Annotated in this window: 14 protein-coding genes; 1 reads left to right on the top strand and 13 read right to left on the bottom strand. The window is 38.9% G+C overall.

Features of this window, described 5'->3' with window-relative positions:
- Nucleotides 1-46: 46 nt before the first annotated feature.
- The 13 genes from NSQ59_RS06295 to NSQ59_RS06235 form a co-directional block, all read right to left on the bottom strand.
- Complete coding sequence (locus tag NSQ59_RS06295) at nt 47-1336, bottom strand: alpha-L-fucosidase (RefSeq protein ID WP_340830168.1); 1290 nt, start codon at nt 1334-1336, stop codon at nt 47-49.
- Nucleotides 1337-1376: 40 nt separating this feature from the next.
- Nucleotides 1377-2438 carry a Gfo/Idh/MocA family protein gene (locus NSQ59_RS06290; RefSeq protein ID WP_055738641.1) on the bottom strand — a complete coding sequence of 354 codons (1062 nt, stop codon included), beginning with the start codon at nt 2436-2438 and terminating at the stop codon, nt 1377-1379.
- 21 nt (nt 2439-2459) lie between these two features.
- Nucleotides 2460-3323, bottom strand: a complete 864-nt coding sequence (locus NSQ59_RS06285; RefSeq protein WP_055738640.1) for a sugar phosphate isomerase/epimerase family protein — start codon at nt 3321-3323, stop codon at nt 2460-2462.
- Nucleotides 3324-3544: 221 nt separating this feature from the next.
- Nucleotides 3545-4933 (bottom strand): glycoside hydrolase family 1 protein, encoded by a 1389-nt coding sequence (locus NSQ59_RS06280; RefSeq protein ID WP_340830165.1) that lies wholly within the window; start codon nt 4931-4933, stop codon nt 3545-3547.
- A 914-nt stretch (nt 4934-5847) separates the two neighbouring features.
- Complete coding sequence (locus NSQ59_RS06275) at nt 5848-7353, bottom strand: response regulator transcription factor (RefSeq protein ID WP_055738638.1); 1506 nt, start codon at nt 7351-7353, stop codon at nt 5848-5850.
- 5 nt (nt 7354-7358) lie between these two features.
- Nucleotides 7359-9140 carry a sensor histidine kinase gene (locus NSQ59_RS06270; RefSeq protein ID WP_340830162.1) on the bottom strand — a complete coding sequence of 594 codons (1782 nt, stop codon included), beginning with the start codon at nt 9138-9140 and terminating at the stop codon, nt 7359-7361.
- Between the two features lie 274 nt (nt 9141-9414).
- Entirely contained in the window at nt 9415-10860 is a 1446-nt protein-coding gene (locus NSQ59_RS06265) for an ABC transporter substrate-binding protein (RefSeq protein ID WP_340830159.1), read from the bottom strand.
- Nucleotides 10861-10999: 139 nt separating this feature from the next.
- A complete protein-coding gene (locus NSQ59_RS06260) occupies nt 11000-11854 on the bottom strand; it encodes a carbohydrate ABC transporter permease (RefSeq protein WP_235950524.1) in 855 nt (284 codons plus the stop codon).
- Nucleotides 11855-12018: 164 nt separating this feature from the next.
- Nucleotides 12019-12948: an ABC transporter permease gene (locus NSQ59_RS06255; protein ID WP_055738634.1), complete on the bottom strand. Its 930-nt coding sequence runs from the start codon at nt 12946-12948 to the stop codon at nt 12019-12021.
- Between the two features lie 416 nt (nt 12949-13364).
- Nucleotides 13365-16478 (bottom strand): alpha-mannosidase, encoded by a 3114-nt coding sequence (locus NSQ59_RS06250; RefSeq protein WP_340830157.1) that lies wholly within the window; start codon nt 16476-16478, stop codon nt 13365-13367.
- A gap of 73 nt (nt 16479-16551) precedes the next feature.
- Nucleotides 16552-17160 carry a YesL family protein gene (locus NSQ59_RS06245; RefSeq protein WP_340830155.1) on the bottom strand — a complete coding sequence of 203 codons (609 nt, stop codon included), beginning with the start codon at nt 17158-17160 and terminating at the stop codon, nt 16552-16554.
- Between the two features lie 112 nt (nt 17161-17272).
- Nucleotides 17273-18574, bottom strand: coding sequence for a glycoside hydrolase family 125 protein (locus tag NSQ59_RS06240; RefSeq protein WP_340830153.1), 1302 nt, complete (start codon nt 18572-18574; stop codon nt 17273-17275).
- Complete coding sequence (locus NSQ59_RS06235; protein ID WP_340830151.1) at nt 18571-21300, bottom strand: alpha-mannosidase; 2730 nt, start codon at nt 21298-21300, stop codon at nt 18571-18573. Before NSQ59_RS06235 ends, NSQ59_RS06240 begins: the two co-directional genes overlap by 4 nt.
- A 484-nt stretch (nt 21301-21784) precedes the next feature.
- Here NSQ59_RS06235 and NSQ59_RS06230 point away from each other — a divergent pair, with 484 nt between their 5' ends.
- Nucleotides 21785-24781 carry an endo-beta-N-acetylglucosaminidase gene (locus tag NSQ59_RS06230; RefSeq protein ID WP_340830149.1) on the top strand — a complete coding sequence of 999 codons (2997 nt, stop codon included), beginning with the start codon at nt 21785-21787 and terminating at the stop codon, nt 24779-24781.
- Nucleotides 24782-25061 lie beyond the last annotated feature (280 nt).

Below are 25061 nucleotides of genomic sequence, written 5' to 3'. Positions count from 1 at the left end.
CTTGCGTGACCAGAGTGGTAACCCGAGCTCCATTTTAGGCACGATTCTATCTAAACCCTCCTTCCACCAACTCCAGCTCAATCACCGTATCCATCTCATCCGGCAGCCTTGCTCCCTGCAAAGTGATAAACGCTCCATTTTGAACATCGGAATACTGCTCGGCCATCCATGGAACTTCGACTATTAATTCACTGCCATCAGCCAGCAGGCTTGCTTTTTTTATCTTGCCTTTTAATCCTTGAAAATAGATGGGGCCAATGCCGCGGTCATAAACATGTGCGTATAAATAGTTTCCTTTTTGCGTATACCTTCCCCATTCAGGCTTCGGCAATTTGGAAGCATGGCAGCCGTATATGCTTGCCCCATTTTGCTTCATCCATTTTCCAACTTCCTTTAAAATCTCCAAGGACTGCTGCGGAATCTCTCCTTTTGCATTCGGTCCAACATTTAATAGTAGATTGCCATTTTTACTGACGCATTCTACTAAAGTGCGGATCACCTGCTGCGGAGATTTATAGTTTACATCCTTAGAATGATAGCCCCAGTGATCAATTAACGTGATACATGCTTCCCAGGGAATCGGTTTAGCAACCGAATTTACAATCCCGCCGACCGGAATAATTTGCTCCGGTGAATAAAAATCCCCTGCATAAATTTCCGGTTCGGCTGCCAAGATATTTCCTCCAAGGCGATTATCAATCAATACATCCGGCTGAATCGAACGGATCATTTTAACAAGCTCCGTTGCCCGCCATTTTTCACCGGTCATATCATCGTATGAAAAATCAAACCACAAAATATCTATTTTTCCGTAATTCGTTAATAACTCTTTCACTTGTCCATGAAAATAGGAAATATATTTGGAAAAGTCCCCTGTGAAGTTTTTAAAATCCTCATGATCCCTCATTGGATGATGACGATCCCCATATGCGGGGTAATCAGGGTGATGCCAGTCGATAATCGAGTAATACAGTCCAACCTTCAGACCTTCCTCCCGAAAAGCTTCTATATATTCTTTGATTAAATCTCGTCCCGCAGGTGTATTCGTCGCTTTATAGTCTGTTAGCTTACTATCAAATAAGCAGAAACCATCATGATGCTTTGCCGTCAGCACTGCATATTTCTGTCCTGCTGCTTTTGCAGCCTTAGCCCATTCCCTTGGGTTATAAAAAATAGGATTGAACTCCTCAAAATATGGTTGATAATCTTCTACACTTAAGCGTTCATTGTTACGAATCCATTCCCCGCGTGCTGGAATCGAATATAGCCCCCAGTGAATAAATAGGCCGAATCGATCCTCCATGAACCATTTAACGCGTTCTTCTCTTTCACCCATGCAATGTCCCCCACTTTGTTCTAAATCTTATTAACAACTGCTATGAGAAAGTTACTTCCATTCCTTTTTCGCTTGATTCGTAAATCCCGCAAAGAATTTTCATAATTTCTACTCCATCCTGGACAGGACTGATGGTTTCTTTATTTTCAGTAATACATTCGATGAAATGGTCGATTTCTGATTGAAATGCTTGCGTAAAATTAAACGTTAAATAATCCACTTGTGGGGTAACATTCAAGATTGTATTGTGTTTTTCCGAAACAATGTGCAGCTCCGGCTCAATTTCAGCGCCGCCTTTATCCCCATATAATTTCACTTGTGTCTCATCTTTTTTGGCATGAAGGGTGAAGCTTACGTCCACAAATAAAGATGCTCCATTTTCAAAGCGAACTAAAGCGTTTGTCATATCCTCCACATCATTTTTGGATGAATCATAGTCTGCAGCTTGATAGAAGGAGAGATTTTGAATATGAGAGCGATTTCCTAATTTACGATAAGTATTTCCTGTTATCGATTTCACTTTCGGACGCCCCATTAAATACCAGCATAAATCGATGACATGCACTCCGATATCAATTAGTGGTCCACCGCCTGACCGGCTTTTATCAGAAAACCAACCACCCGGATTGCCAAGCCTGCGCAAGCATGATGCTTTCGCATAATAAATGGATCCTAAATCACCTGCATCAATAAATGATTTTAAAATCTTCGTATTGGACGCATATCTTCTCACAAACCCAACCTGCAGAAGCTTTCCGCTTTCCTTAACCGCTTTTTCAATCTCCAAAGCTTTTTCTACGCTAGTCGTTAACGGTTTTTCTACCAAAACATGCTTTCCCGCTTTTAAGGCGGCGATGGAAATTTCCGCATGGGAATGATTCCATGTACAAATACTTACGGCGTCAATCTCTTTATCTAGTAGGAGTTCACGGTAATCAGAATAGTGTTTCGTCGCTTTATATAACCCTGCCTTTTCTTTTGCTCTTTCTTCATTTACATCACAAACCGCAAAGATTTCTGCATAAGGATTTTTTTCGTATCCATTAAAATGCATTTCTGAAATAGATCCTGCACCAATAACCCCGATTTTTACCTTTTTCAACAATAATTCCTCCTTATACTGTTACAATTCATCCCAAATTCGTTTTATATTTTCTAAGCCAATTTTCACCCCAGTACGGCAATCTTCCATTCCTTCAAACTCAAGGGAGAGATAGCCATCATACCCGGATTCTTTCACTTCCTTCATGACATGAGGAATATGGATGTCACCCTGACCGACAATCGCACCGCGTAAATAATTTCCCGCAGCAGATTGAAACCAGCCGCTTCCAGGATTCCGATCATGTGGTCTTACATAAAAGTCCTTGAAATGAACCATCGATGCAATGGAAATGTTTCGTTTTACCGAAGATAGCGGGTCCTCATCAACACATAAAAAGTTTCCGATATCCAGGGTTGTTTTAAAATTTTCCTTATCCACTAGATCGACAATTTGATGGACCCGGTCTGCATGCTGAACATGAAATCCGTGATTTTCAATGCTTGTCGTGATGTTGTATTGGGATGCATAATCAGCAATTTCCTTACAGGCGGTTACGATGGCAGGTAAATCCTTTTGAAATTGAGTGATCGTTGCTTCCTTAGGATTTCTTGATGCAACATCGTGGCGCATTTTCTTCACCCCAAGTGCATGGGCAATATCCACCTGCTTTTTTACTCTTTCTATTTCTGCTTGGTATTCCTCTTTATTTTTATCGATAAAATTTGCTCCAATAGCATAATTGGAAATATCAATGCCGAGGGAGCTTGCTTTATTGCGAATCGCACCTGCAAATTCTTCATTGTCATCCAAAGTAAATCCGATAGGAACAATTTCAATATGCTCCCCGCCATGTTCCTTAATCCAATCCATCACATCGAAAATGGTCATTTCTCCCGACTGAATGGCAGATAAAAAACTATATGAACTTACTCCAAGTTTCATACAAATCCCTCCTTTTTTGGTGTCAGGCACCACCCGTGGACATTTTGCGATTTTGTACGCCAGAGGCGGACAGTGAGTAGTACTCCACTCTTGGTGCCTGCCAGTTGACGCCTGACTAGGCATTTATCCCAAATCGATCTGTTTCTTCATCGTTTCGGTCCGTTTCCTTAAACTTTCGGGCCATTCGCCTGGCAATTTAAAATAAATCTATTCCACTGCACTTAAATTAACCCTGTTACCGCTAATTTTTTAAACCAATATCCGCTTTTTTTCACCGTTCGCTTACAATCTTTATCCAAATCAACGGATACTAGGCCGTAGCGGTTTTTGTAAGCATTAAGCCAGGACCAGTTATCGATAAAGGTCCAAACATGAAAACCTTTTACATTAGATCCTTCTTTGATTGCCTGGTGGACCCATTTTAAATGCTCTTCGTAAAATTCAATGCGGTAGTCATCTTCAATCATCCCTTCTTCATTTAGAAATCGGGTTTCATTTTCAACTCCCATTCCGTTTTCCGAAATAAAGCATTCGATATTTCCATAGTTTTCTTTTACATTCATTAAGATGTCGTAAATTCCCTTTTCATAGATTTCCCAGCCTCGGTAAGGATTCATTTTCTTACCTGGCATATCGTGATAATCAAAATATCGTTCCGGCATGAACGGTGCATTTGGATTAAATAAATTTTCCTTCGCCTTTACTCTCCTAGGCTGATAATAGTTAATCCCTAATAGATCGACGGTATTTTCCTTAATCAGCGTTATATCTCCGTCCTCAATATGAGGCATAAATCCTTCCTTCTTCAAGATATCAACCAATTCACTTGGAAAGGTCCCTTTTACAGATGGATCAAGAAAAGATCGGTTAAAAAAGGCATCTGCAATCTTTGCAGCTTCTACATCTGCCGGATGCTGACTTCTTGGATAGGATGGAGTTAGGTTCAGGATAATCCCAATTTTCCCACCTAAATTTCTCTTATGATATGCACGAATCGCTATCGCACTGGCTAAAATCGAATGAAAACCAGCTTGAACACATTTCTGAAAATTACAGAGTGCTGGATAATGGTGACCGTATAAATATTGATTTTCTACGGGAACAATCGGTTCGTTATGGGTAAACCACTTTTTCACGCGGTCACCAAATAAATCGAAACAGGTTTCTGCATACTTCACATATGCTTTTACTACTTCCCTGCTTTCCCAGCCGCCTTTTTCCTGCAGTTCAAAAGGCATGTCGAAATGATATAAATTCACGAATGGTTCAATCCCTTGATTCCAAAGCTCGTCCATTACTTGGTTATAAAATTGAACAGCCTTAGGATTTACTTCTCCCTCGCCGGTTGGGATTAATCTGGACCATGAGATGGAGAAGCGGAAGCTGTTATGACCAAGCTCCTTCATTAATGCAATGTCCTCTTTATACCGTGCGTAAAATTGTGATGTCTCACTTGGGCCTATCTTTTTAAAAAAGCGATTTGGTTCTATTTCGTACCAATGATCCCAAATATTTTTTCCTTTTCCATCCTTGTTTGCTGCCCCTTCCATTTGCGTAGCGGAAGATGCGGAGCCCCACCAAAAATCCTTGGGAAATAGATAATCCTTCACAATGTAATCCCCTTTCTTTAAAGGTTATGTAAAACATAAAGATTTGCTTGCCTTATCTCGGTTGAGTTATACATCCCAAGTAAAAGCCCTGCTACTTGCATTTTCTTTATTTCAAAAATGTCCTTCATTGCCTCTATGATGGACACCCTTCCCTTTTCATTCCTCGACTTTGTCCTTCATACAGTCAATGAAGGACTACTTGCCTATCCTTTTTTACAAACCTGTCCTTCATAACCCCCATGAAGGACGGGTTTCCCTCTTCTTTCCTCGTTTTTGTCTTTCATACAGTTTATGAAGGACAACTAGCCCATTCTTTTTTTCAAACCTGTCCTTCATAACCCCCATGAAGGACGGGTTTCCCTTTTCTTTCCTCGACTTTGTCCTTCATACTGTCTATGAAGGACAACTAGCCTATTCTTTTTTTCAAACCTGTCCTTCATAACCCCCATGAAGGACGGGTTTCCCTTTTCTTTCCTCGTTTTTGTCTTTCATACAGTTTATGAAGGACAACTAGCCCATTCTTTTTTTCAAACCTGTCCTTCATAACCCCCATGAAGGACGGGTTTCCCTCTTCTTTCCTCGTTTTTGTCTTTCATACAGTTTATGAAGGACAACTAGCCCATTCTTTTTTTCAAACCTGTCCTTCATAACCCCCATGAAGGACGGGTTTCCCTTTTCTTTCCTCGTTTTTGTCTTTCATACAGTTTATGAAGGACAACTAGCCCATTCTTTTTTTCAAACCTGTCCTTCATAACCCCCATGAAGGACGGGTTTCCTTCTTCTTTCCTCGTTTTTGTCTTTCATACAGTTTATGAAGGACAACTAGCCTATTCTTTTTTTCAAACCTGTCCTTCATACTGCACACAAAAAACTGTTTACATAAGCATCAATCTACTTTTCTACTAATCAAAAACTTAAAGATTTCTCCATTCAGTCGGCGTAACACCGACGCTTTTTTTGAATTGCTTGTAGAAGTAGGTGGTATCGGAATAGCCTACTTTTTTGCCGATTTCGCCAGCGCGATAATTAGTTGCTTTTAGCAATTCCTTAGCTTTTTTTAGTCGGTAATGATTAATATAGACCGAGAATACGACTCCTACCTCTTTTTGAAATAGCTGGCCGAGGTAGATAGGGTTTACATGAAAGCGATGACCGAATGTTTTTAATGATAGCTCCTGATCATAGTTGGCATGGATATACTCCAGAACATTCTGCACGATAGGACTGCGCATTTTATTTTGATGATTAATAGACAAAAGCAGTTCCTGGCAATATTCTTCTAAAATGCTTTTCATTTGCGGAATATTCGTAGCGTAAACCATCTTTTCAATAGAGGCGGTATGGTAGCTAAATTCATCCGGCTTTAAGGAATGATGAATATATGAAATGAAATCAATCGTATATTTTTTCGCTACTGAAGGAGCCAAGAAGCCCGATTTTTTCATTAAAGAACAGTAGAATTGATCAATCATCTTCTTTAAATTCTCTTTTGACTTTACTAACTCTTTCGTAAAATTCTCTTTCCATTCCTGCTCTTTTTTTAAGATTGCTTGTCTATCCTCATAGACTTGCCTGGAAATAAGCACATGGGGTTCCATATATATTTGAAGCGGTTTGCATTCTCTCGCACTTAGATAGCTCTCCTCTATCTCGTCCATTCCATTGACGGTATTTCCTAAGGACAGATAAAATTTACCGACCATATCTTGTTCCTTTTTTAAATAATCAACCAGTAAATGATTACATTCCGTAATGTATACTGCACTTTCTCCGCCAAAAACAATAATGAATTCTTGATCCAATTGATAAAGACAGTCAGCGGAAAATGTATCCTCTACATATCGCGCTATTTCAGCTACGACCTTTTCATCGCCGGAATTCTCAAAATCTAAGATAGATACTCCATAAAAGGGATGATTGACTTCCATTTCATACAGGGACAATCTTTCCCGCCAATTGTTTTTATCAATCTCACCATTTAGCAATCGCCATAAAATATTTTCCTTCAGCGTCGTGAATTTCGTATGATCATTCGAATCCAATGTCGTAAACAGCTTCTTACTAATGGTTTGAATCGTCTTTAATAATTCCTCTTTATCAACAGGCTTCAATAAGTAATTCTCAATTCCTAAAAGCAATCCTTCTTTTACGTAAGCAAACTCCTGGTATCCGGATAATACGACACATTTTAATTCCGGCCAAAGCCCTTTAGCCTTTTGGATCAGCTCTAAACCAGTCATTTTCGGCATTAAAATATCTGTAATTAAAAGCTGAATATCGCCCGTTTTTAATATTTCAAGAGCTTCTTCCCCATTTTCAGCAAAACAGGTAACCTCAAATCCGTAATCTTCCCAATTCAATAGTGCCTTTAGTCCTCTCGTAATTAACGGTTCATCATCAACAAGCAATACACGAAACATATCCCTCACACCTCACCCGGTATTAAAACGGTTACAATCGTTTCTTGATCTGGCACACTTTGAATCGATAAACCATAAGGATCGTTAAATTTTAAATTCAAGCGTTGATGAACATTTCTTAATCCAATGGATTTCATTTCAACACCATCCTTATCATTTATTTGATCTCTGATTAATGTGAGCTGATCATAAGAAATACCTGTTCCATTATCTTTGATACTGATTTCAATATCTCCTTCCGCCTTTTGACCGATGATTTCCAGCTTATTATCATTCCGATCCTTTTTAAAACCATGTTTAATATAATTTTCCACAAGGGGCTGGAGAATCAAGCGTTGAATCGGAACATTCTCCATTTCTTTTGGAATTTGAATAGCTACTTGTAACTTATTAGGATATTGAAGCTGGATCAGTTTTAAATATTGCTCTACATTCTCTATTTCGACCTGCAAGGATACTGTTTCTTTTGTTTCTAATGAATATCTCAGCATTCTCGACAAATGGAAAATCATATCTCCGGAAGTATCCGAACCTTCCATTACCGCAACCATCCGTATTACTTCTAGTGTATTAAATAAAAAATGCGGGTTAATTTGCGCTTGAAGAGCTTTTAATTCCGCTTGTTTTTGCATGTTATTCAATAAAAAGAATCGTTCAATATAATCATTTAATTTTACTAACATCGAATTAAAACTTATGCCGATAATCGATAATTCATCAGCCTTTTTCGATTCTGGAATTCTCACAGAAAGATTTCCTTTTTCTACTTCCCGAATAGAAGCAACGATTTGCCCAATTCGTTTAGAGTAACTACTAGTAAACCTATATGTAATTAAAATAGCTGCAAGCGTCGCAAAAATAATTAATACCCACATCGTTCCTCTGGCAAAGGTTAATTTGTTTAATTCCTTTTTGGGAATGACACCTATATAGGTATATTCATTATTTTGAGCAGAGACATCCATGTAATAGGTTTGTCCCTGATATGTTTGAATCGATTCCCCGGTTTTTTTCGATACCTTCTCAATTAGTTTTTTTGGAATACCATGATTATCAGAATATAAAACCTTTCCCTCTTTATTTAATAAAAAGAAGGATTTCTCAACCTCAGAATTCTTTCTTTTCACAATTTGGTCTAATCCATCCGTCGAATAGTAGATAGATAAAATCCCCATTTTCTCCATCGTACCCGGGTTATAAAGGAGAATTTCCTTTGTAATCGTGTCTTTTAAATGTCTTTTCGGATAGCTTTGTCCTTCAAAAAAAGGCTGCATTTGTCTTGGGGGAATTTCATTTGCCGTTTGGTCTTTAATGGAATCATTCCACCGGCCATTATTGTAAATAAATAAGTACTCCACCTCAGGAAGTGCAATAGAACGCAGGCTCACTGCATTAATATTGGGATCCTGATTGAAAAAGTCCATAAAAATCGTATTGATGTTTCGGGAAATAAAAGAATGGGATTTAGTATAACGATCTAGATTAGATTTCATGTAATCTTCGTATCCCTTATTCAGTGCTAAAGAAACATCCGAAATTAAATCACTTCTGCCGTACAATTCTCTTACTAAATAATCCACATCACCTTGTTTATTGGAAAAAAATCCATCCACTCTATCCAGTGTGCGGGAATCGATGTCTCTTTCTCTTTGGATAATAATATCTGAGTAATAATTCGTAATGGTTACAATGAGAATAATCACCGTAACGACTAATGTTAGTGAAGAAGCTAAAAGTAGCTTATGAAATATATTGTATTTAAAATATTTGTTCTTGAGCATGTTCATTCCTCACTCACCATCATCCGCTGTTAATATGTATTCTAAGAAGAATTAAATTCTTCCTTCGTGTCTGTTTTCTCTTATAAAATGGTGTAAAAGGGGAAGCACCTATATGAGCAAAAGTGTTACACATGTTGTATAAAGGAGATTTCACTAAAATGTGAACAGAAAAATCCTCCTGAGTTAAAATCAAAAATATTAAAAGTATTCTATAAATCTATTTTTCTAAATATACAAGTAAAAATCAAGCCAGATTTGCATCCAGCTTGATTTCCGTTATTTACTTATTTTTCGCTTTCCATGCATCGTATTGTTTTTGAATTTCTTTCAATACTTTATCAATACCTGCTTCTTTGAATTTCTTATTTGCTTTTGGCAAATATTCCTCAGGATTAACCGTACCAGTTGCAAGTGCCGGATAGAATTCTTCACTTACATTGGTGATGGCAGCAATTTCTGATCGAACAGAACTAGGATCAAAATGGAAACCAAGGGTTGGTGCAGGTTGAGCTGATGCATTAAATTCCTTGAATTTTTCCCACTTGTCTTTAGGATCATTGTTATATAGATAAAGAATAAAATGGTTTCCTAAAGAGTAAGACGGCATATTGTATTTATCGATTCGTGCTGGAAGATCCGTGATTGTACCATCATCATTCTTTTTATAGTGAACTCCTTCAATTCCTTTATCCACTAAGTTGCGAAGGTATGGATCTGTGTTTAATAAGTTTAGGAAGTCCATTACCTTTTCCGGATTTTTCGAATTAGCAGAAATTGCTTGGATAGCACCTGTTACAGAATCATTAAAGGTTGTTGGCTGTTCTGCCGGTACAGAAACCACATCGTATTTAGCTGAACGGCTCCATAGTATATCTGCATATGGTTGGGAATCACCCATACGTACAAACCAGTTTTCCACATCCATCGGCCATGTATCTTTACTTGTCGCAGCATCCGCTTTTAGGTAGCCGGCCTTATAGTACTTATGCATTGTTTTAAATGTGCTCATTGCAATATCTGATTCATACCAATTAATAACATGACTCGTGTCGCCTGCTAACGGAAAAGCCATCGGTATTTTTTGATCCATAACATAATCGAATGGAAGATATGCTTTAAATGTTGCCATTGGCGTAATTTTTGGTTCATTTTCTTTAATCGTCTTAAGCATTGGCTCTAAATCTTCCAACGTTTTTACCTTTGAAAGATCAAAGTGATATTTATCTACCAATCTCTTATTAAATGTATAGACCGTTTGTCTTGCAACTTCCTTATTGGAAGGAATTCCGTATAATTTCCCATTTACTTTCGCACCTTCAACAAATGCCGGATCAAGTGCTTTCTTTAACTCTTGTCCGTGAGTGTCCAACAATTTATCTACTGGATAGAAGGCACCTTTTTGTGCGTTTTGGACATAAGAAGTTCCATTAGTAAAAGCTAAATCATATGGCTCTCCAGAAGAGATAATGACTTGCATTTTTTGCTCATAATCTCCCCAATCGATTTGTTTAAAATTAACAACTGCATTGATCTTTTTCTTTGTGTATTTATTAACTTCCTTAAAAACCTTGTCTGTATCCTTTTGCGGTGTACCAATGGTGTACCAGATAATTTCATACGGTTTATCTTTGCCATTACCGCTTGCTTTTTCATTACTTGAACAAGCGCCAAGAACTAAACCAATAGCCAGTACAAGTACCAGTAAAGATAAAAGTCTCTTTCTCATAATTGTTCCCCCTTGTATTTTTCATTGTATTTCGGCTCTTTTTTCATCATTGTTGCTATTTTAACCGAAGATCTTTGAATTTCCTGTTTGGGTAAAAACAAAAGCTCGAAAAGCAACAATAGATGCGAAAACAGCCTTGTTATTCTTTAACTCCCCCGATAGTTAAACCGCTGATGAAATACTTTTGGAAAAACGGGTACGTCACAGCGATTGGCAGGGTAGCAATAACAACCATAGCCATCTTTGCAGAATCCTCCGGTATAGCCGATAATAAATCAGATTGTCTCGCGGCAATTTCCGTATTTTGCCTCATAAATTCCAGATTGCTTTCAATTTTCATAAGCAAGGACTGCAGTGGTACAAGATGCGGATTATCAATAAAGAGCAAGGCATTAAACCAGTCATTCCAATAACCTAATGTACTGAACAATGCAATCGTTGCGAGTCCAGGCAAGGAGAGCGGAAATACAATTTGGAAGAATATCCGAAATTCGCTTGCCCCATCGATTCTAGCGGATTCCAAAATGGATTCCGGGACTGATTTCATAAAGAATGTTCTCATTACAATAATGTAGAAAGCATTCATGGCAAGAGGTAAAATTAATGCCCAAATAGAATTTTTCAACCCTAGAAATTGAGTAACAACGATATAGAACGGAACCATTCCGCCGCCGAATAACATGGTAAACAGCGCGATGAAGGTAAAAAACTTTCGGTATTTAAATTGCGGCCTTGAAATCGCATAAGCGTAAAAGGAAATCATTAAGACACTGATAATCGTTCCTACTACCGTAACAATTATGGTAATCCCATAGGAGGTAAGTAATTGTTCTTTCATATGCCACAAGTATTTATAGGCTTCAAGACTCCAAGTTTTAGGGATTAGCCGAAATCCATCTGTATCGATGCTTTTCTGGCTGGACAGTGAAATAATAATGACATATATAAATGGAAACACACACAAAATACTAATTATACCAATTAAAGTAGTCATCAACCCATTGGTAACGGGATGAAACCCAAATAGATTTTTCCGCTTTTTTTGTTTTACATTTACCTTTTGATCATGGACTGAAAGAGGTGTTGTTTCTGTTTCAGCAGTTTTCATCATACTCTTTGACATATCCCCTGCCCCCTTTCGAATAATATTGGTAGATGTCAGAATAGAGCACTCTCTTCATCTACCTTTCTAACAATAAAGTTAGTTAGCAAAACGAGAATAAATCCAATGAAGGACTGATATAGTCCAGCCGCAGTACTCATTCCAATATCACCTAATGTCATTAATCCTCGATAAACAAATGTATCAACGGTATTTGTAACGGGGTATAATGCTCCTGAATCCATCGGCAGCTGATAGAATAGCCCGAAATCAGAGTTGAAGATTTTTCCAACTGACATGATAGTAAGGACAATCATTAAGGATCTGAGCATCGGAAGGGTAACATGCATAATTTGCTGCCATTTGGATGCACCATCGATCATTGCAGCTTCGTAATACGTTTTATCGATTCCGACTATTGCTGCCAGATACAAGATACTGCCATATCCGATCCCTTTCCATGTATTAGAAATGATTAATATGTATGGCCAATAACGCGGTTCGTTGTACCAGGAAACGGTATCTACGCCAAAACTTTTAAGAAGATTGTTTAAAAGTCCACTATCAGTACTTAAAAAGCTAAAAGCAAAATAACTGACAACAACCCAAGAAAGAAAGTGTGGAAACAACATTCCTGTTTGATAGATTTTGGATAAACGCTTGTTGGCAAGCTGACTTAAAACAATGGCAACCCCAACACCGAGCACTAATCCCAGAATAATAAATACTAGATTATATAACACCGTATTTCTTGTGATAATATAAGCACTATCTGTATTAAACAGGAATTTAAAATTATCAAATCCTACCCACTTACTGTCCATCACGCTGGCGAAAAATCCGTCTCGTGAGATTCGGAAATCCTTGAAGGCGATGACCGTACCAAACATGGGCAAATAGGAAAACAACAAAAACCAAATAGTACCAGGAAGCACCATTAGAAGCCAAATTCGATTCTTATAAAGATCTTTCCATATCTTCTTCAATGTTCTCCCACCTCCCTCACAGTATTGTAACCCCTTTCATAGTTTTATTATAGAAAACGGTAAAACGCTTTCAAAGTTAACTAATTTCAGAAATAGTGGAAAAATTAAATAAGAGTATGCTGGAAGAATTACAGGCTTTCTGCTTCAACTGGAGAGGAAGAGCTCTTAACGGACACGGGTTCCGTTATCTGTGACAAAATGCTGGTTTTTAAAGAGATAGCGGACACGGGTTCCGTTATTAGCTACTTTCAATCGTAATTTTGCCTGATTATCGTCAAATAACGGATTCTATGTTCGGAAACACAAGGAAAACAAGGATTTTTATCCCAATAACGAATCGTCTGTCCGCTAAAATTCTCTGCATCGTAAAAACGCTTGGATTCTGATATGCTCCAAGCGTCTTTTTGTGAAAGGTATCACCATACTCTTATCGTTTTAATTTCATATGGTTTGACCTTCAACACAATCGGGGAAGTGGTTTCTACTCCGATAGGCTCCTCCATTAAATCCGTTTCTACCCAGCTGACAGGATCACGTTGAACATTTACGGTTACCGTGCCCCTTTTTCCTTCATATTCATGAAGTCTAATAATGATGCCATTCCCGTCATATGCTTGTTTTATCGCATCTACCCACACATGGTCCGAATTGATTTCAACAAAGGATTCTTCGCTGTCCCATTTCCCAGGGAAAGTAAGGGCAGGATCATTCAAATCCCATGCCTTTTCGACTGTTTTCGCCTCACGCCAATCTCCCATATGCGGATAAAGAGAATAAACAAAGGAGTGGCAACCTTGATCAGCCTCCGGATCTGGATGAGTTGCCGACTTTAACAATGTAAGTCTTAAGACATTTTCTTTAATGTCATATCCGTATTTAGCGTTATTTAATAAACTAACGCCATAATCCGCTTCTGAAATGTCTGCCCATTGATGACCAACCGTTTCAAACCTTGCCATATCCCAGCTTGTATTCCAATGGGTTGGCCGTTTTACATTCCCGTATTGAATGTCATAAGTTGCTTCTGTTGCACGGACATCAATTGGAAATGCTGCTTTCAGAAGTTTTCGCTTTTCATGCCATTCTACCTTGGTGTCAAAATCAATCCTACGATCATTCGCATAAAACACGATATGCTGAGAAATGTCGGAATGATGGTACTTATAAGTAAGTTTGATTCCAAATGACAACGAACCATTTTCCACCACTTGGAAATCTATTAAATCCTGAATCTCTTCCATTTTTTCTTGATAGAATATATCAATATCCCATGCATCATGGGCAAGCGGCTTATCCTCAAATATTTGTAAAACATTTCCTCTTTGTTCGTCACTTAGAACATTACGATCTGCTTCTTTATCATAAAGCATGGTCCACTGTCCATGTTCATTCCATTTCACGATGTAAAAAGGCGTTTCCAATTGGTAATCTGTATACTTAAACGGAGAGTCTGCCTTTTCCATCCTAGTTTTTGGTTCAAAATACAACGTTTTCGCTCCAAAGGAAGGTAGGGAAACAACTTCTACCAGCCAGCTATCATGATCCTTTTGAGCACTCAACTGGTTGCCCTCCCTATCTTTCCATACACCCCATTCATATTCTGTATATTCATGGATTCGGATATTTTTTCCGTCTTTTACATGAGTAGTATTCAACACCACTACTGTATGTTCTTCTTTCTTTAGATGGTCTTTTATGATATTAGATTCAAGCTGTTCCGCAATTTGTAAAGCATCCTCGTACTCCAGCTTTGCATCTTCATACACTTCATGTATAGAGGATCCAGGTATAATATCGTGAAACTGGTTTCTTAATATAATTTTCCAGCCCTCTTTTAATTGTTTCGCCTCATGATCTCGTTTTTCATTAGTTGATAACCATGTGGAAAGCATCTCCACCCTGCGATAGAAAAGCTCTAGTTTGCGATTCATCTTTTTCATAAAAGCCTGACTCGTATACGTTCCGCGGTGATATTCGAGATACAGTTCCCCATCCCATTTATGAATATATGCATCTGACTGCGTAACATTTTCATGAAGCTTCTCGAAAAATTCACCTGCAGTTGACGTTTTCACATTCGGCATCCCTGGCAGAGTATCAAATCTGCGTCTCATTTCCAGCATGTGACGGTTTACCCCGCCGCCTCCGTCCCCATAGCCATAGGATAACAGCAGATCTTTAGATAACTCCTTATCCTGATAGCCCTTCCATGCACCTTTTACGGTTTTTGCGGTGATATATCCATTGTACGTATAGAACCAAGAATCCGGCGCATTCCATGGTTCCGGTGTCGTAATGAAATGCGTTAATATCTCGGATCCGTCCATGCCCTTCCAATAAAACGTGTCATGCGGCATACGATTGTATTGATTCCAGCTGATTTTGGTCGTCATCATCGTCTTGATTCCCGATTTTTTTAATATTTGCGGCAATGCCCAGCTATAGCCAAAGACGTCCGGAAGCCAGAGGTATTCACAATTAACGCCAAATTCTTCTTTGAAAAAGTTTTTGCCATGTAAAATTTGGCGGACAAGCGATTCCCCGCTCGGGATATTACAATCCGCTTCGAGCCACATAGCTCCTCCCGCTTCCCATTTCCCTTCCGCAATTCGCTCTTTCATTTGCTTGTAAATTTCCGGATAATCAGTCTTTATGTAATCGTAAAGCTGCGGTTGTGTTTGTAAAAAGACATATTCAGGATATTGCTTCATCAAATGCAAAACGGTTGAGAACGAACGTGCAGCCTTTTCCCGAGTATTTCGTAATCTCCAAAGCCATGCTACATCAATATGGGTATGGCCAACCGCATGAATCGTAAGCTCTGATGAGGCATCGATTTTTTGTAATGCATTCATTAATTGAGCTTCCGCCTCGTAACAGGATTCATAGAAAGAATCGCTGCCTGGTTCTGTCCAATTGATGATTTTCAAACTATCGGAAATCAATGTTTTCAAAGTGAGAAAAGCCGTATCTGTCTCCTGAGTTTCCATTAAAACTTCGTATGCAGCAAGCAGCGTATAATAAAGATTGTCCACTTTTCTGTCCAGCCAGCCGATTTTCGCCATCGTTAATTTATACTCATTCTCAACCGGGACACCTCCGCCTTCCAGTCCTGACCACAGACGGAAATCCAATCGCAAAGGCTGTCTGGCTGCTTCTTCATCAAACAAAACTTCTTCGTGATTGGAATCAACACCTTGGTACGGATGCCCATTCACAAATAATAAAGACTCAAAACCAGAATTATTCCCTCCGCCAGTCTTTCCAAAGGAAAAAAGACCAACCACTTGACGGTCTGCGAATGTTACATGATGATCCACCGTCGTATGGAGCCAAAGATAGCGATCTCTTCCCTTCCAGTAGTCGCCAAGTTTCATTTGATGATTTTGATCATACTCACTGGGTGGATACGCACCTACTTCGCCATCATCATTTTTAGCAGCAAATGCCTTTATATCCACACAATCACGGTAACGATACCCCTCTAATTCTCTGATCCGTGCCTCAAATTTTCTCTCTGTCAGGAACATGATATACACCCCTATCGTTCTATTAAAATATTTGAGCAATGTTTCCGATTATCCAAATAGTCACCTAATTTCCTTAAGCTTCAAGGATTTGTTTTTCCAGCCTGCGGAACCTTTTCATGCAAACCGTCATCACCCAATAGCTTGGCAAGACCGCGCTCATAAACGGAATAAGACCGGGTAATTTATAGATAAAATATCCAATACATACTAACCCTACTAAAATAACAAATGTATCTTTAAAGCCAGCAAACGCATGGATAAAGGCTTGTTTTAAATAGGCTTTTGCGCTGAAAGTATATTGTACATAAAGCGGGAAAAAGTAAATTAAGGTTAATAGTAAAATAGCCAATAAGAATAGAATGAAAACATAGAGAAAAATAGAAAAGAATCCCTTCATATAAAACGAAATCCGCAGGTCAATGAATAGAAATGCTGCAATGCAAACAAAGACAAGCCCGATTTTATTGCTGTTTACCCATTCCTTTTTATAAGTGTCCTTAAACAGCTGCCATATAGAAAAATCCAATTCTTTTTTGGCCCATTTTCTTATCACAGTAAACATGGCGATTGTCGCCGGAAAAAAACCTGCAATGACAAGGCCGGATAAGGTAAACGCAATCCATAACAAGTTCGTCCATACGAGACGCAAAATCCATTCACTTACATATTGGAATAATTTCATTTCTATCCATCTCCATTTCAATGAGATTCTTACCTCCTTATGCGTAAACCCATTCAAGTGTACGCATAAGGATAAAATTAACATTAATTACTAATATAAGTTAAAATGAAAACTACTTACGCAAAGGGCTTCCCTTAACAAATTGCCCGCATAAGCTTAATAAAAACTCACTGAACATGGAATTCGCCCACGAAAACCAATCTCTTGTAAAATGATTAGGGTCATCCACATGAAATCCTTCATGCATGAGATTCGTACCAGCATCCGTATGTTTAAACAAATCCAGTATTCTCATTTTTTCTTCTTCAGAAGTTGATGTCATTCCCTGAATGGAAAGGGCGATATGCCAAATATAATGTTCCGGAGTATGCGGACTTCCAATCCCTTTTGCGGCCGTTCCTTCATAGTAATAAGGATTTTCATTGCTAAGGATGAAGTTTCTCGTATTTAAATAGATTGGGTCATCGATGCTGCAATACCCTAAATACGGCAATGATAGTAAACTCGGAACATTAGCATCATCCATTAAATTGTAATTTCCTTGTCCATCCGTTTCATATGCATAGATGGTTCCGTAAACGGGATGTTCCACCTTACCAAATTTCTGAATCCCTTCGTTGATTTCATCTGCTAATTTTAGGGCACTCTCTTTTAGCTCCTGATTCTTTAAGACATTCTCCGCAATTTCGGCAAGCTGTCTTAAGACCACAACTGCAAACATATTGGAAGGAATTAGATAGCCATATTGACAAGCATCGTCACTTGGACGAAAACCGGACCATGTCATTCCTGTGTAGGTAACAAGACTACCTTTTCCTTCTCGCGTCAGCGTATCGGATGGCGGGCAATTATCCCGTTCAAACCGGTATTCTGATTGCTCTTCATGATGCTGCTCAATCTTCCATGTTTCGATGATGGTTTGAACTGCTTTTATAAATGTTTCATTGAAATGGGATGTTCTGCCCGTCCCTTTCCAGAAAAGATACGCTAATTGAATGGGATAGCATAATGAATCAATTTCATATTTTCTTTCCCACAAAAGTGGGGTCATTTTTGTTTTGTCACGATGATAGCAATTTCCATTTGGGTTTTCATTAAAGGCATTGGCATATGGATCATGCAAGACAAAAGATAATTGACGCTTAATTACTCCTTCAATCATATCGGCCATATCATCATCTTGTTCCGCTAACATTAAATATGGACGAACCTGAGCTGCAGAATCACGAAGCCACATAGCAGGGATATCTCCCGTAATGACAAAAGTGGTTCCATCTTCTTTCCGGCGAATCGTTGTTTCATACGTATTGGAAAAACAATGCTCAAATAAGGTAATTACTTTCTCATCATTAGAAAAATGAGATTTTACGGTATCTATTTTTTCCTTAATGGATAAAGGTAAATTAGTATTCATTGGTGGTACTCCTTTCTTTCCAACCCCACGGTTATGATTTCATATGGCTGTACCGGTACTTGCCAGTTTCCGTTTTCATTTAAAGGCAGCATTTCAACATTTTCTTCGATCACATTACTACGGTAGCATTGTTCCCTGCCGCCAGAATGTATTGTTAATTGATCCTCTTGGTTTGCCGCATTGAACCAGCGAACCATGATGTCACCAGAACCTTCTGCTATTTTTACAGAAGATAGGGAAAGATGTTCTGCATTCCATTCGATAAAAGAATGAATAGTTGGCAGTGTCCCCTCATGGATTCCTGTTTGTTTCGCCACCCAAGGAATTTGGAATTGATAAGCATCTTGGTATGCATTTGTTTCGATACAGTCCCCAGTGTGCGGATAAATCCGGAAGGTAACCGTGTGCTCTCCTAAACATTGAGCTTCAGGTGTTGGGAAGTAGCCCCAGTCTCCCAGTTCGCCGACAGCACGCAATAATGTTAAAGCAATCGTATTTCTGCCATCTTGGAGAACTTCATATTCATTTAAGCCAAGATTTGCAATTGTTAAGCCTTCACTTTGATTGCAGACACTGACAAAGGCTTGTTGATGTTGACAATTGCTTGGGTTGGTCCATTCATCCGCTGGTACATGATTTCTTTTCGCTATTTCAAAAATAGAATCTGCATAATGAACCGAAGTTTCCACATTTGTCGGGAACAACGCACGTAAGCGATGATCCTTTGCCTGATTATTGAAAGTTGTAGAAACTGTGATCCCTTTGCTATTTTTCTCGATTGTAAGGACTGTTTTTATCTTGAAAGGCACGGTCTCTTCGACTCGCTGTGCTTTTCTGTTCATGAATGGAATCACTTCTTTTTGTTCTTGAGCGAGCAATTCATTTGCTCCCCTAGGCAGCTCCCACTCATGAATAATCTCTAATGCCGCTTCAAATGGAGAGTCCTTTAAGATATGAACCTTAGCTTTACTATTTTTCGTGGTAAGGGGTTCTTCGCCATCCGGTTGTTTATACATGTATTCATTTCCGATATCCCCGCTGTCTTCATAGATAAGAAGATCCGTGAATATTCGATTCATTGTTTTATCTGTTACGGTTAAGGAACCGTTTTCTTCAATTTTTACATGGAGAAATTCGTTTTCTGCTTCTCTATCATTTACGATTAATGATTCCGTTTCGGGAAGTGTGGTTTCTTTTTTCACGAAGGCATAGGTTTTGTATCCAAGAGCCGGAACTGCATGTGCTTCAAAAGATAATTGAACACGTCTCGCCATGTAAGGTTGGCGGAAACGATCATTCGGTAAATCATAGTCAAAAGCAATCCCGAGATCTTCCATCGTAAATGGGATGACATTCCCATCTTGATCGACTAATTCCCTATCGTTTAGAGGAAAACTTTTTAATGCCTCTTTATTCACACCTTCTGAAAAATATTCACTTTTCACATCTACGGTAACAGACACTACCCCGGTCCGTTCCCAGCCGGTCGTATTAAAAACCGTAAACGGTACAGCTTCTGCTCCAAATGGTGCAAAACCTGTTGTATCGATTTTGTCGGAAATCTGTGTTAGTTTTTCGTCCACAATCATTTCCGCTACATGCTTGCTTTTTTCAAAGCGGGTTTCCATTTCTCGGTGGACCTCATCCACACTGCAGCCGCAAATACTGTCATGCGGATGATTTTGCATTAAGGTTTTCCATGCATAAGTAAATAGATGATGAGGATACTCTTCCCCTGTCATATAAGCAAAAGTCGCAAGCGGTTCTGCTACTTTTTCAAGGAGAACTTGACCGCGCTGATTCATTTGTTTCAAATAAATTCGTGCGGATGCTGTATTGACAAGCGTCCCCCATCCGTCTGTCTGCTGACTTCTCAGTTCCCCATCAATATATTTCAAATCCTTTGGGAGGGTAGTCATTAATTCAGCAAGATAGTCATTAAAATTAGAGTGGACAAACTGAATATCCGGATATAACTGTTCTGCCGTTTGAATTGCTTTTGATAGATTGGTTTGAATCGGTTGATGATCACACCCATTCATCATCAAATAATGATTCGTAGAAGCGTATTTCTCTAAGGCAGCGATTTTTTGTTCCCAATAAACAGCTGCTTCTTCTTTATCAGCAGGAATTTCAATCCCATTGCAATACCAATTGGCAAATAAAACTCCTAACACAGCCGAACCATCAGGGGAACGCCAGAACATTTCCGAATATGGAGATTCATACATATCAACATCACTAACCATATTATTAAACCCAGTTGGCTTCACCCCTCTGCCAAAAACAGCAGCTTCGATTCCCGCCTGCTTTAAAATTTGCGGTGCTTGCCCCATATTTCCAAATGAATCAGGAAAATATCCTACCTTAGAAATACCGCCCCACTGCAGCGCATCCTTCATTCCATATTGAAGATTGCGAATATTTGCCTCGCTGCTGGTTAAAAACTCATCCTGCAGAATATACCAGGGGCCGATTTGGATTCTGCCATCCTTAATATATTTTTGAAGCTTTTCCCGCATTTCCGGACGGACCTGTAAATAATCGTCTAAAATAATCGTTTGACCATCTAAATGAAAGCTCCGAAAATGCTCATCGCGATCCAATGTTTCTAAAAGCTGATCTACTAATTTCACCAGCAGTACATGGTGCTTTTCATATGGCAAATACCATTCCCGATCCCAGTGAGTGTGAGAAATAATGTGAATATGTTTCTTTTTCTCCATAATTGCCCCTCCAATCGTTCTTTAAAAATATGAATCTATTTTTATATGGTAACGCTATCATTTTTTTGTACCTCAAAAAAAATAGGCTAACATAATGCATTTATTTCATCTTAAAAATGGAATAAAACCATTGTCAACCTAAACTCCGCTTATATCCTTGATTCCGCCAACATTCATTTAATTAGTCAACAAACCATTTAATTTATCCATTAAAAAAAGCCCTAAGTACATTAGACCTAAAGTCAATTTTTCATATAGTAATATTTTCCTGTATATGGATAATCATCTAAAATTAATCAAGTAAATCTATGATTCATCCAATAAAGCGCTTACATTATTTTTGGTAGTATAAAGTGGAAGATTAAAAACCTTCTGAATATATCGCGGGATTGGGGGGGAAAAATCACTCTAGATAGAGAAAGGGGGGAAAGACAAGCATTTCATCTTACTTCAGGATACTTTTTAAATATGAGGAGGATCGAGTTTGAAAAAGAAAAAAGTCTTTAAATATATTTCTTCTTTTGTCCTTTTAGCAACTCTTGTTATTTCCATGATAACGCCTAAATCATTTGCTGCCGTTAATGGAGACGGAACCGATGAAATCAATGAACAATATAAAGATAAATTGAGTTTACAGCCGCTTGCTCCAGCATTTTCAGTTAAGACACTTTTGAAATGGTCGCCGGCTAATGACCCAGACTCCGAACTAGACCGTGCATCCGTTCCTTTAAACAAAAAACGTTTTAAAGGACATCAGATTAACCCGCTTGCGAATCCGAAGGCAGGAATTACCTCTGCTGCAATTACATTAACCAACCATGACCAATCCAGCCCTGTTGGCAGCAATGACTTTAATGTTTATGCATTTGATAACTGGCAATTATTAGATTCCTATATTTATTGGGCTGGAACCGATGAAGGGATTTTTGCGATTCCATCCCCTGATATCGTGGATGCCGCCCATCGCAATGGTGTTCCTGTCTACGCAACATTAGGTTTCCCATGGGGCAGCGGATCACCTGAGGCACTTGCAGAAATCCAGGCATTTACACAGCAAGCATCTGATGGCAGCTTCCCAGTTGCTGACAAGATGATTGAAATCGCCAAGTACTATGGCTTCGATGGGTACTTTTTTAACCAAGAAACATCCGGAGTCAATAAAGAAACAGCGGTCCGCATGAATGAAATGATGCGTTATGCAAAACGGAAATCAGACATCCGTTTTAGCTGGTATGATGCACAGGATAACAACGGAAACATCAACTACCAAAATGCCGTAAACAGCAAAAATGATATGTATGTTACACCTGCGGAAGATGGAGTTTATGGAGTGGACGAATTCTTCTTGAATTATAACTGGGGTGTCAGTCAAATTAATACAACGGTTTCGACGATGAAAAGTCATAACCGTGACCCTTTTGATGCATACGCTGGTTTTGAGGTACAGCAAAATTCTTACAACACAAGTATTAATACAAATGCACTCCTCGATGAAAAAGGACAACCTAAGGTTTCCATTGCGCTTTATGCGCCGAATTCAACCATGGGATTAGCGAGAAATCCGTCTGATTTCCATGAAAAAGAAACATATTTCTGGACGGGACCACAAGGGGATCCTTCTAAAGCCGATGATTCTGCGAAGTGGAAAGGAATGGCCCGTTTCGTCACAGATTCATCTGTTATTCAAAACTTGCCGTTTACAACCAACTTTAACAGCGGACATGGCAAGCAATATTTTACAGATGGAAAAGTAGTGAGCACACAGGAATGGAATAACCGTTCCATCCAGGATATTATGCCAACATGGCGTTGGTGGATCCGCGGAGAAGGCAGCAGAATCAATGCTTCCTATGATTTCGATCATGCTTATAATGGTGGAAATTCGCTGAAACTCAGCGGTCCGCTTGCTGCTAATTCATCTAATGACGTTATGCTTTACAGTACTAAACTGTCTATCACAAAATCTACGAAAATAAAGGTCGTTTATCAAAATCAATCAGATGCAGATGTTTCCCTTGGAGTTGCTTACGGTGAGGATTATGCTGCTGATAAGATGAAATATTATGTCCTTCCAAAGTCAGATGAAAGCGGCTGGCAAACCGCTGTTATTGATTTAAAAGAGGATGCCGGTAAAACAGCCTATGCACTTAGTTTAAAAGTCAGTAACTCAAAGGAATTAAAGGATTATTCTATTCATCTAGGTCAGCTATCTGTATATGATTCTAAAGAGCCTAGTCTTGCTGCACCGCGTGATGCTGCAGTGGCGGAAAAAATGCTGCATGATGCTTTTACAGCGGAAGCACGTATAAATTGGTCGAAGCAAGAAAATGTTTTGGAATATGAGGTGTATCAGCAAAATGCCGATGGGGTTAAAACGTTTATAGGGGCAACACCAAACAACTATTTTTATACTCCGAATATCTCAAGAAGTATTGAAAATGCTTCTGCTGATAACATAACAAAACTTTATATCGTGCCAGTAAATCAAAACTATGAACGCGGAAAAGCAGCGGTGGTTGATTTTGATTGGGGAATGGGAACAGATGCAACGGAGATAGATCCAAACCCTCCTTCTGCAAATGTTGCCTTACATGCGCAGGTAACAGGTGTTTCAGCTGAAAACGATGCAGAACCAGCATCTAAAGCTTTGGATGGCACTGCTGCGAATAATAGTAAATGGTGTGCAACCAACAAACAGTCAGGGTACATGTCTATTGACATTGGTGAGCCTAAAACCATTCGCCGCTGGAGAGTGGAACATGCTCAATATGGCGGGGAAGCCCAAAACATGAATACCGTTGATTTTGAATTACAATATAAAAATAAAAATGGCGAGTGGGTAAGCGCAAAAAGAATCACAGGCAATGATAAAGCAGTTACCGATGTGATTCTTGATCAGCCGATTACCGCAAATGAATTTAAGCTGCAAATTTACAATAGCGGAACATCCCCGTGGGGAGCAATCCGTATTTATGAGTGGCAAATGTTTGAAAGTGACGGTTTGCCAAGAACAGAAAATATCATGATGCATTTCGTCACTGCGGAAAATAATAAAGGTGAACAGGATAAAGTATTCTTAGATAGAGTTAAAAAGGGGCAAATTGTTCGCTTATATAAATCCCTAAAATCAACGGAAGTTCTAGCAGAAAAGCAAGCAGATCAAGATGGCTCGGTAACATTTGATAACCTTGATTTTGGTCCTGATGCCGGCAGAATATATTACACGGTTCAAGATCCAGACACAAGAGAAAGCCTAAAATACAGCGTTGCTTACGTAAGTGAAAAAGTAATGTCTGTGATTAACCAAATTAAGGCTCTGCCGGATGTCAAAGACCTCACATTGGCTGATAAGCATATAGTCAATGATGCCAAAGTTGCTTACAATAAGCTGCATCCTACAGAAAGAAAACAAGTAACCAATTATGATCGCCTTGTACAGGCAATTGAGCGAATGAAGGAATTGCAAAAAGGTAATTATTGATAGAGGGAACGACTGGGTGTAGAGGATAGCATGCTAGCTATCCTCACTTTTATTTAAAATTGGCTTGGAGAAACGGGGCTATTTCCCCGATTCGTGCAGTTTCCGATTCGTTTCGCGCGGTTCAACATGTATTTTGTGCAGTTCGCCACTAAACTCGTGCGGTTCAGCAAGTTTTTCGTGCGGTTTTTGATTTATTTTTCAAAAGGTTACGAAAAATAGTTCTTGTATTGGACAAATTATTATTTATATAATGTTTCTGTTATTCAAAACAAGGAGGAAT

This window comes from Margalitia sp. FSL K6-0131 (assembly GCF_038008735.1).
Taxonomy (GTDB): Bacteria; Bacillota; Bacilli; order Bacillales; family Bacillaceae_C; genus Margalitia; species Margalitia shackletonii.
The sequence above is the reverse complement of the archived record's forward strand: the minus strand, read 5'-3'. Positions and strand labels throughout refer to the sequence as shown.

What these genes read in the sequence shown, in the direction of transcription:
- NSQ59_RS06295 (WP_340830168.1), bottom strand. Translation starts at nt 1,336, where the DNA reads ATGGGTGAAAGAGAAGAACGCGTTAAATGGTTCATGGAGGATCGATTC.
- NSQ59_RS06285 (WP_055738640.1), bottom strand. Translation starts at nt 3,323, where the DNA reads ATGAAACTTGGAGTAAGTTCATATAGTTTTTTATCTGCCATTCAGTCG.
- NSQ59_RS06275 (WP_055738638.1), bottom strand. Translation starts at nt 7,353, where the DNA reads ATGTTTCGTGTATTGCTTGTTGATGATGAACCGTTAATTACGAGAGGA.
- NSQ59_RS06270 (WP_340830162.1), bottom strand. Translation starts at nt 9,140, where the DNA reads ATGAACATGCTCAAGAACAAATATTTTAAATACAATATATTTCATAAG.
- NSQ59_RS06265 (WP_340830159.1), bottom strand. Translation starts at nt 10,860, where the DNA reads ATGAGAAAGAGACTTTTATCTTTACTGGTACTTGTACTGGCTATTGGT.
- NSQ59_RS06260 (WP_235950524.1), bottom strand. Translation starts at nt 11,854, where the DNA reads ATGACTACTTTAATTGGTATAATTAGTATTTTGTGTGTGTTTCCATTT.
- NSQ59_RS06250 (WP_340830157.1), bottom strand. Translation starts at nt 16,478, where the DNA reads ATGTTCCTGACAGAGAGAAAATTTGAGGCACGGATCAGAGAATTAGAG.
- NSQ59_RS06245 (WP_340830155.1), bottom strand. Translation starts at nt 17,160, where the DNA reads ATGAAATTATTCCAATATGTAAGTGAATGGATTTTGCGTCTCGTATGG.
- NSQ59_RS06240 (WP_340830153.1), bottom strand. Translation starts at nt 18,574, where the DNA reads ATGAATACTAATTTACCTTTATCCATTAAGGAAAAAATAGATACCGTA.
- NSQ59_RS06235 (WP_340830151.1), bottom strand. Translation starts at nt 21,300, where the DNA reads ATGGAGAAAAAGAAACATATTCACATTATTTCTCACACTCACTGGGAT.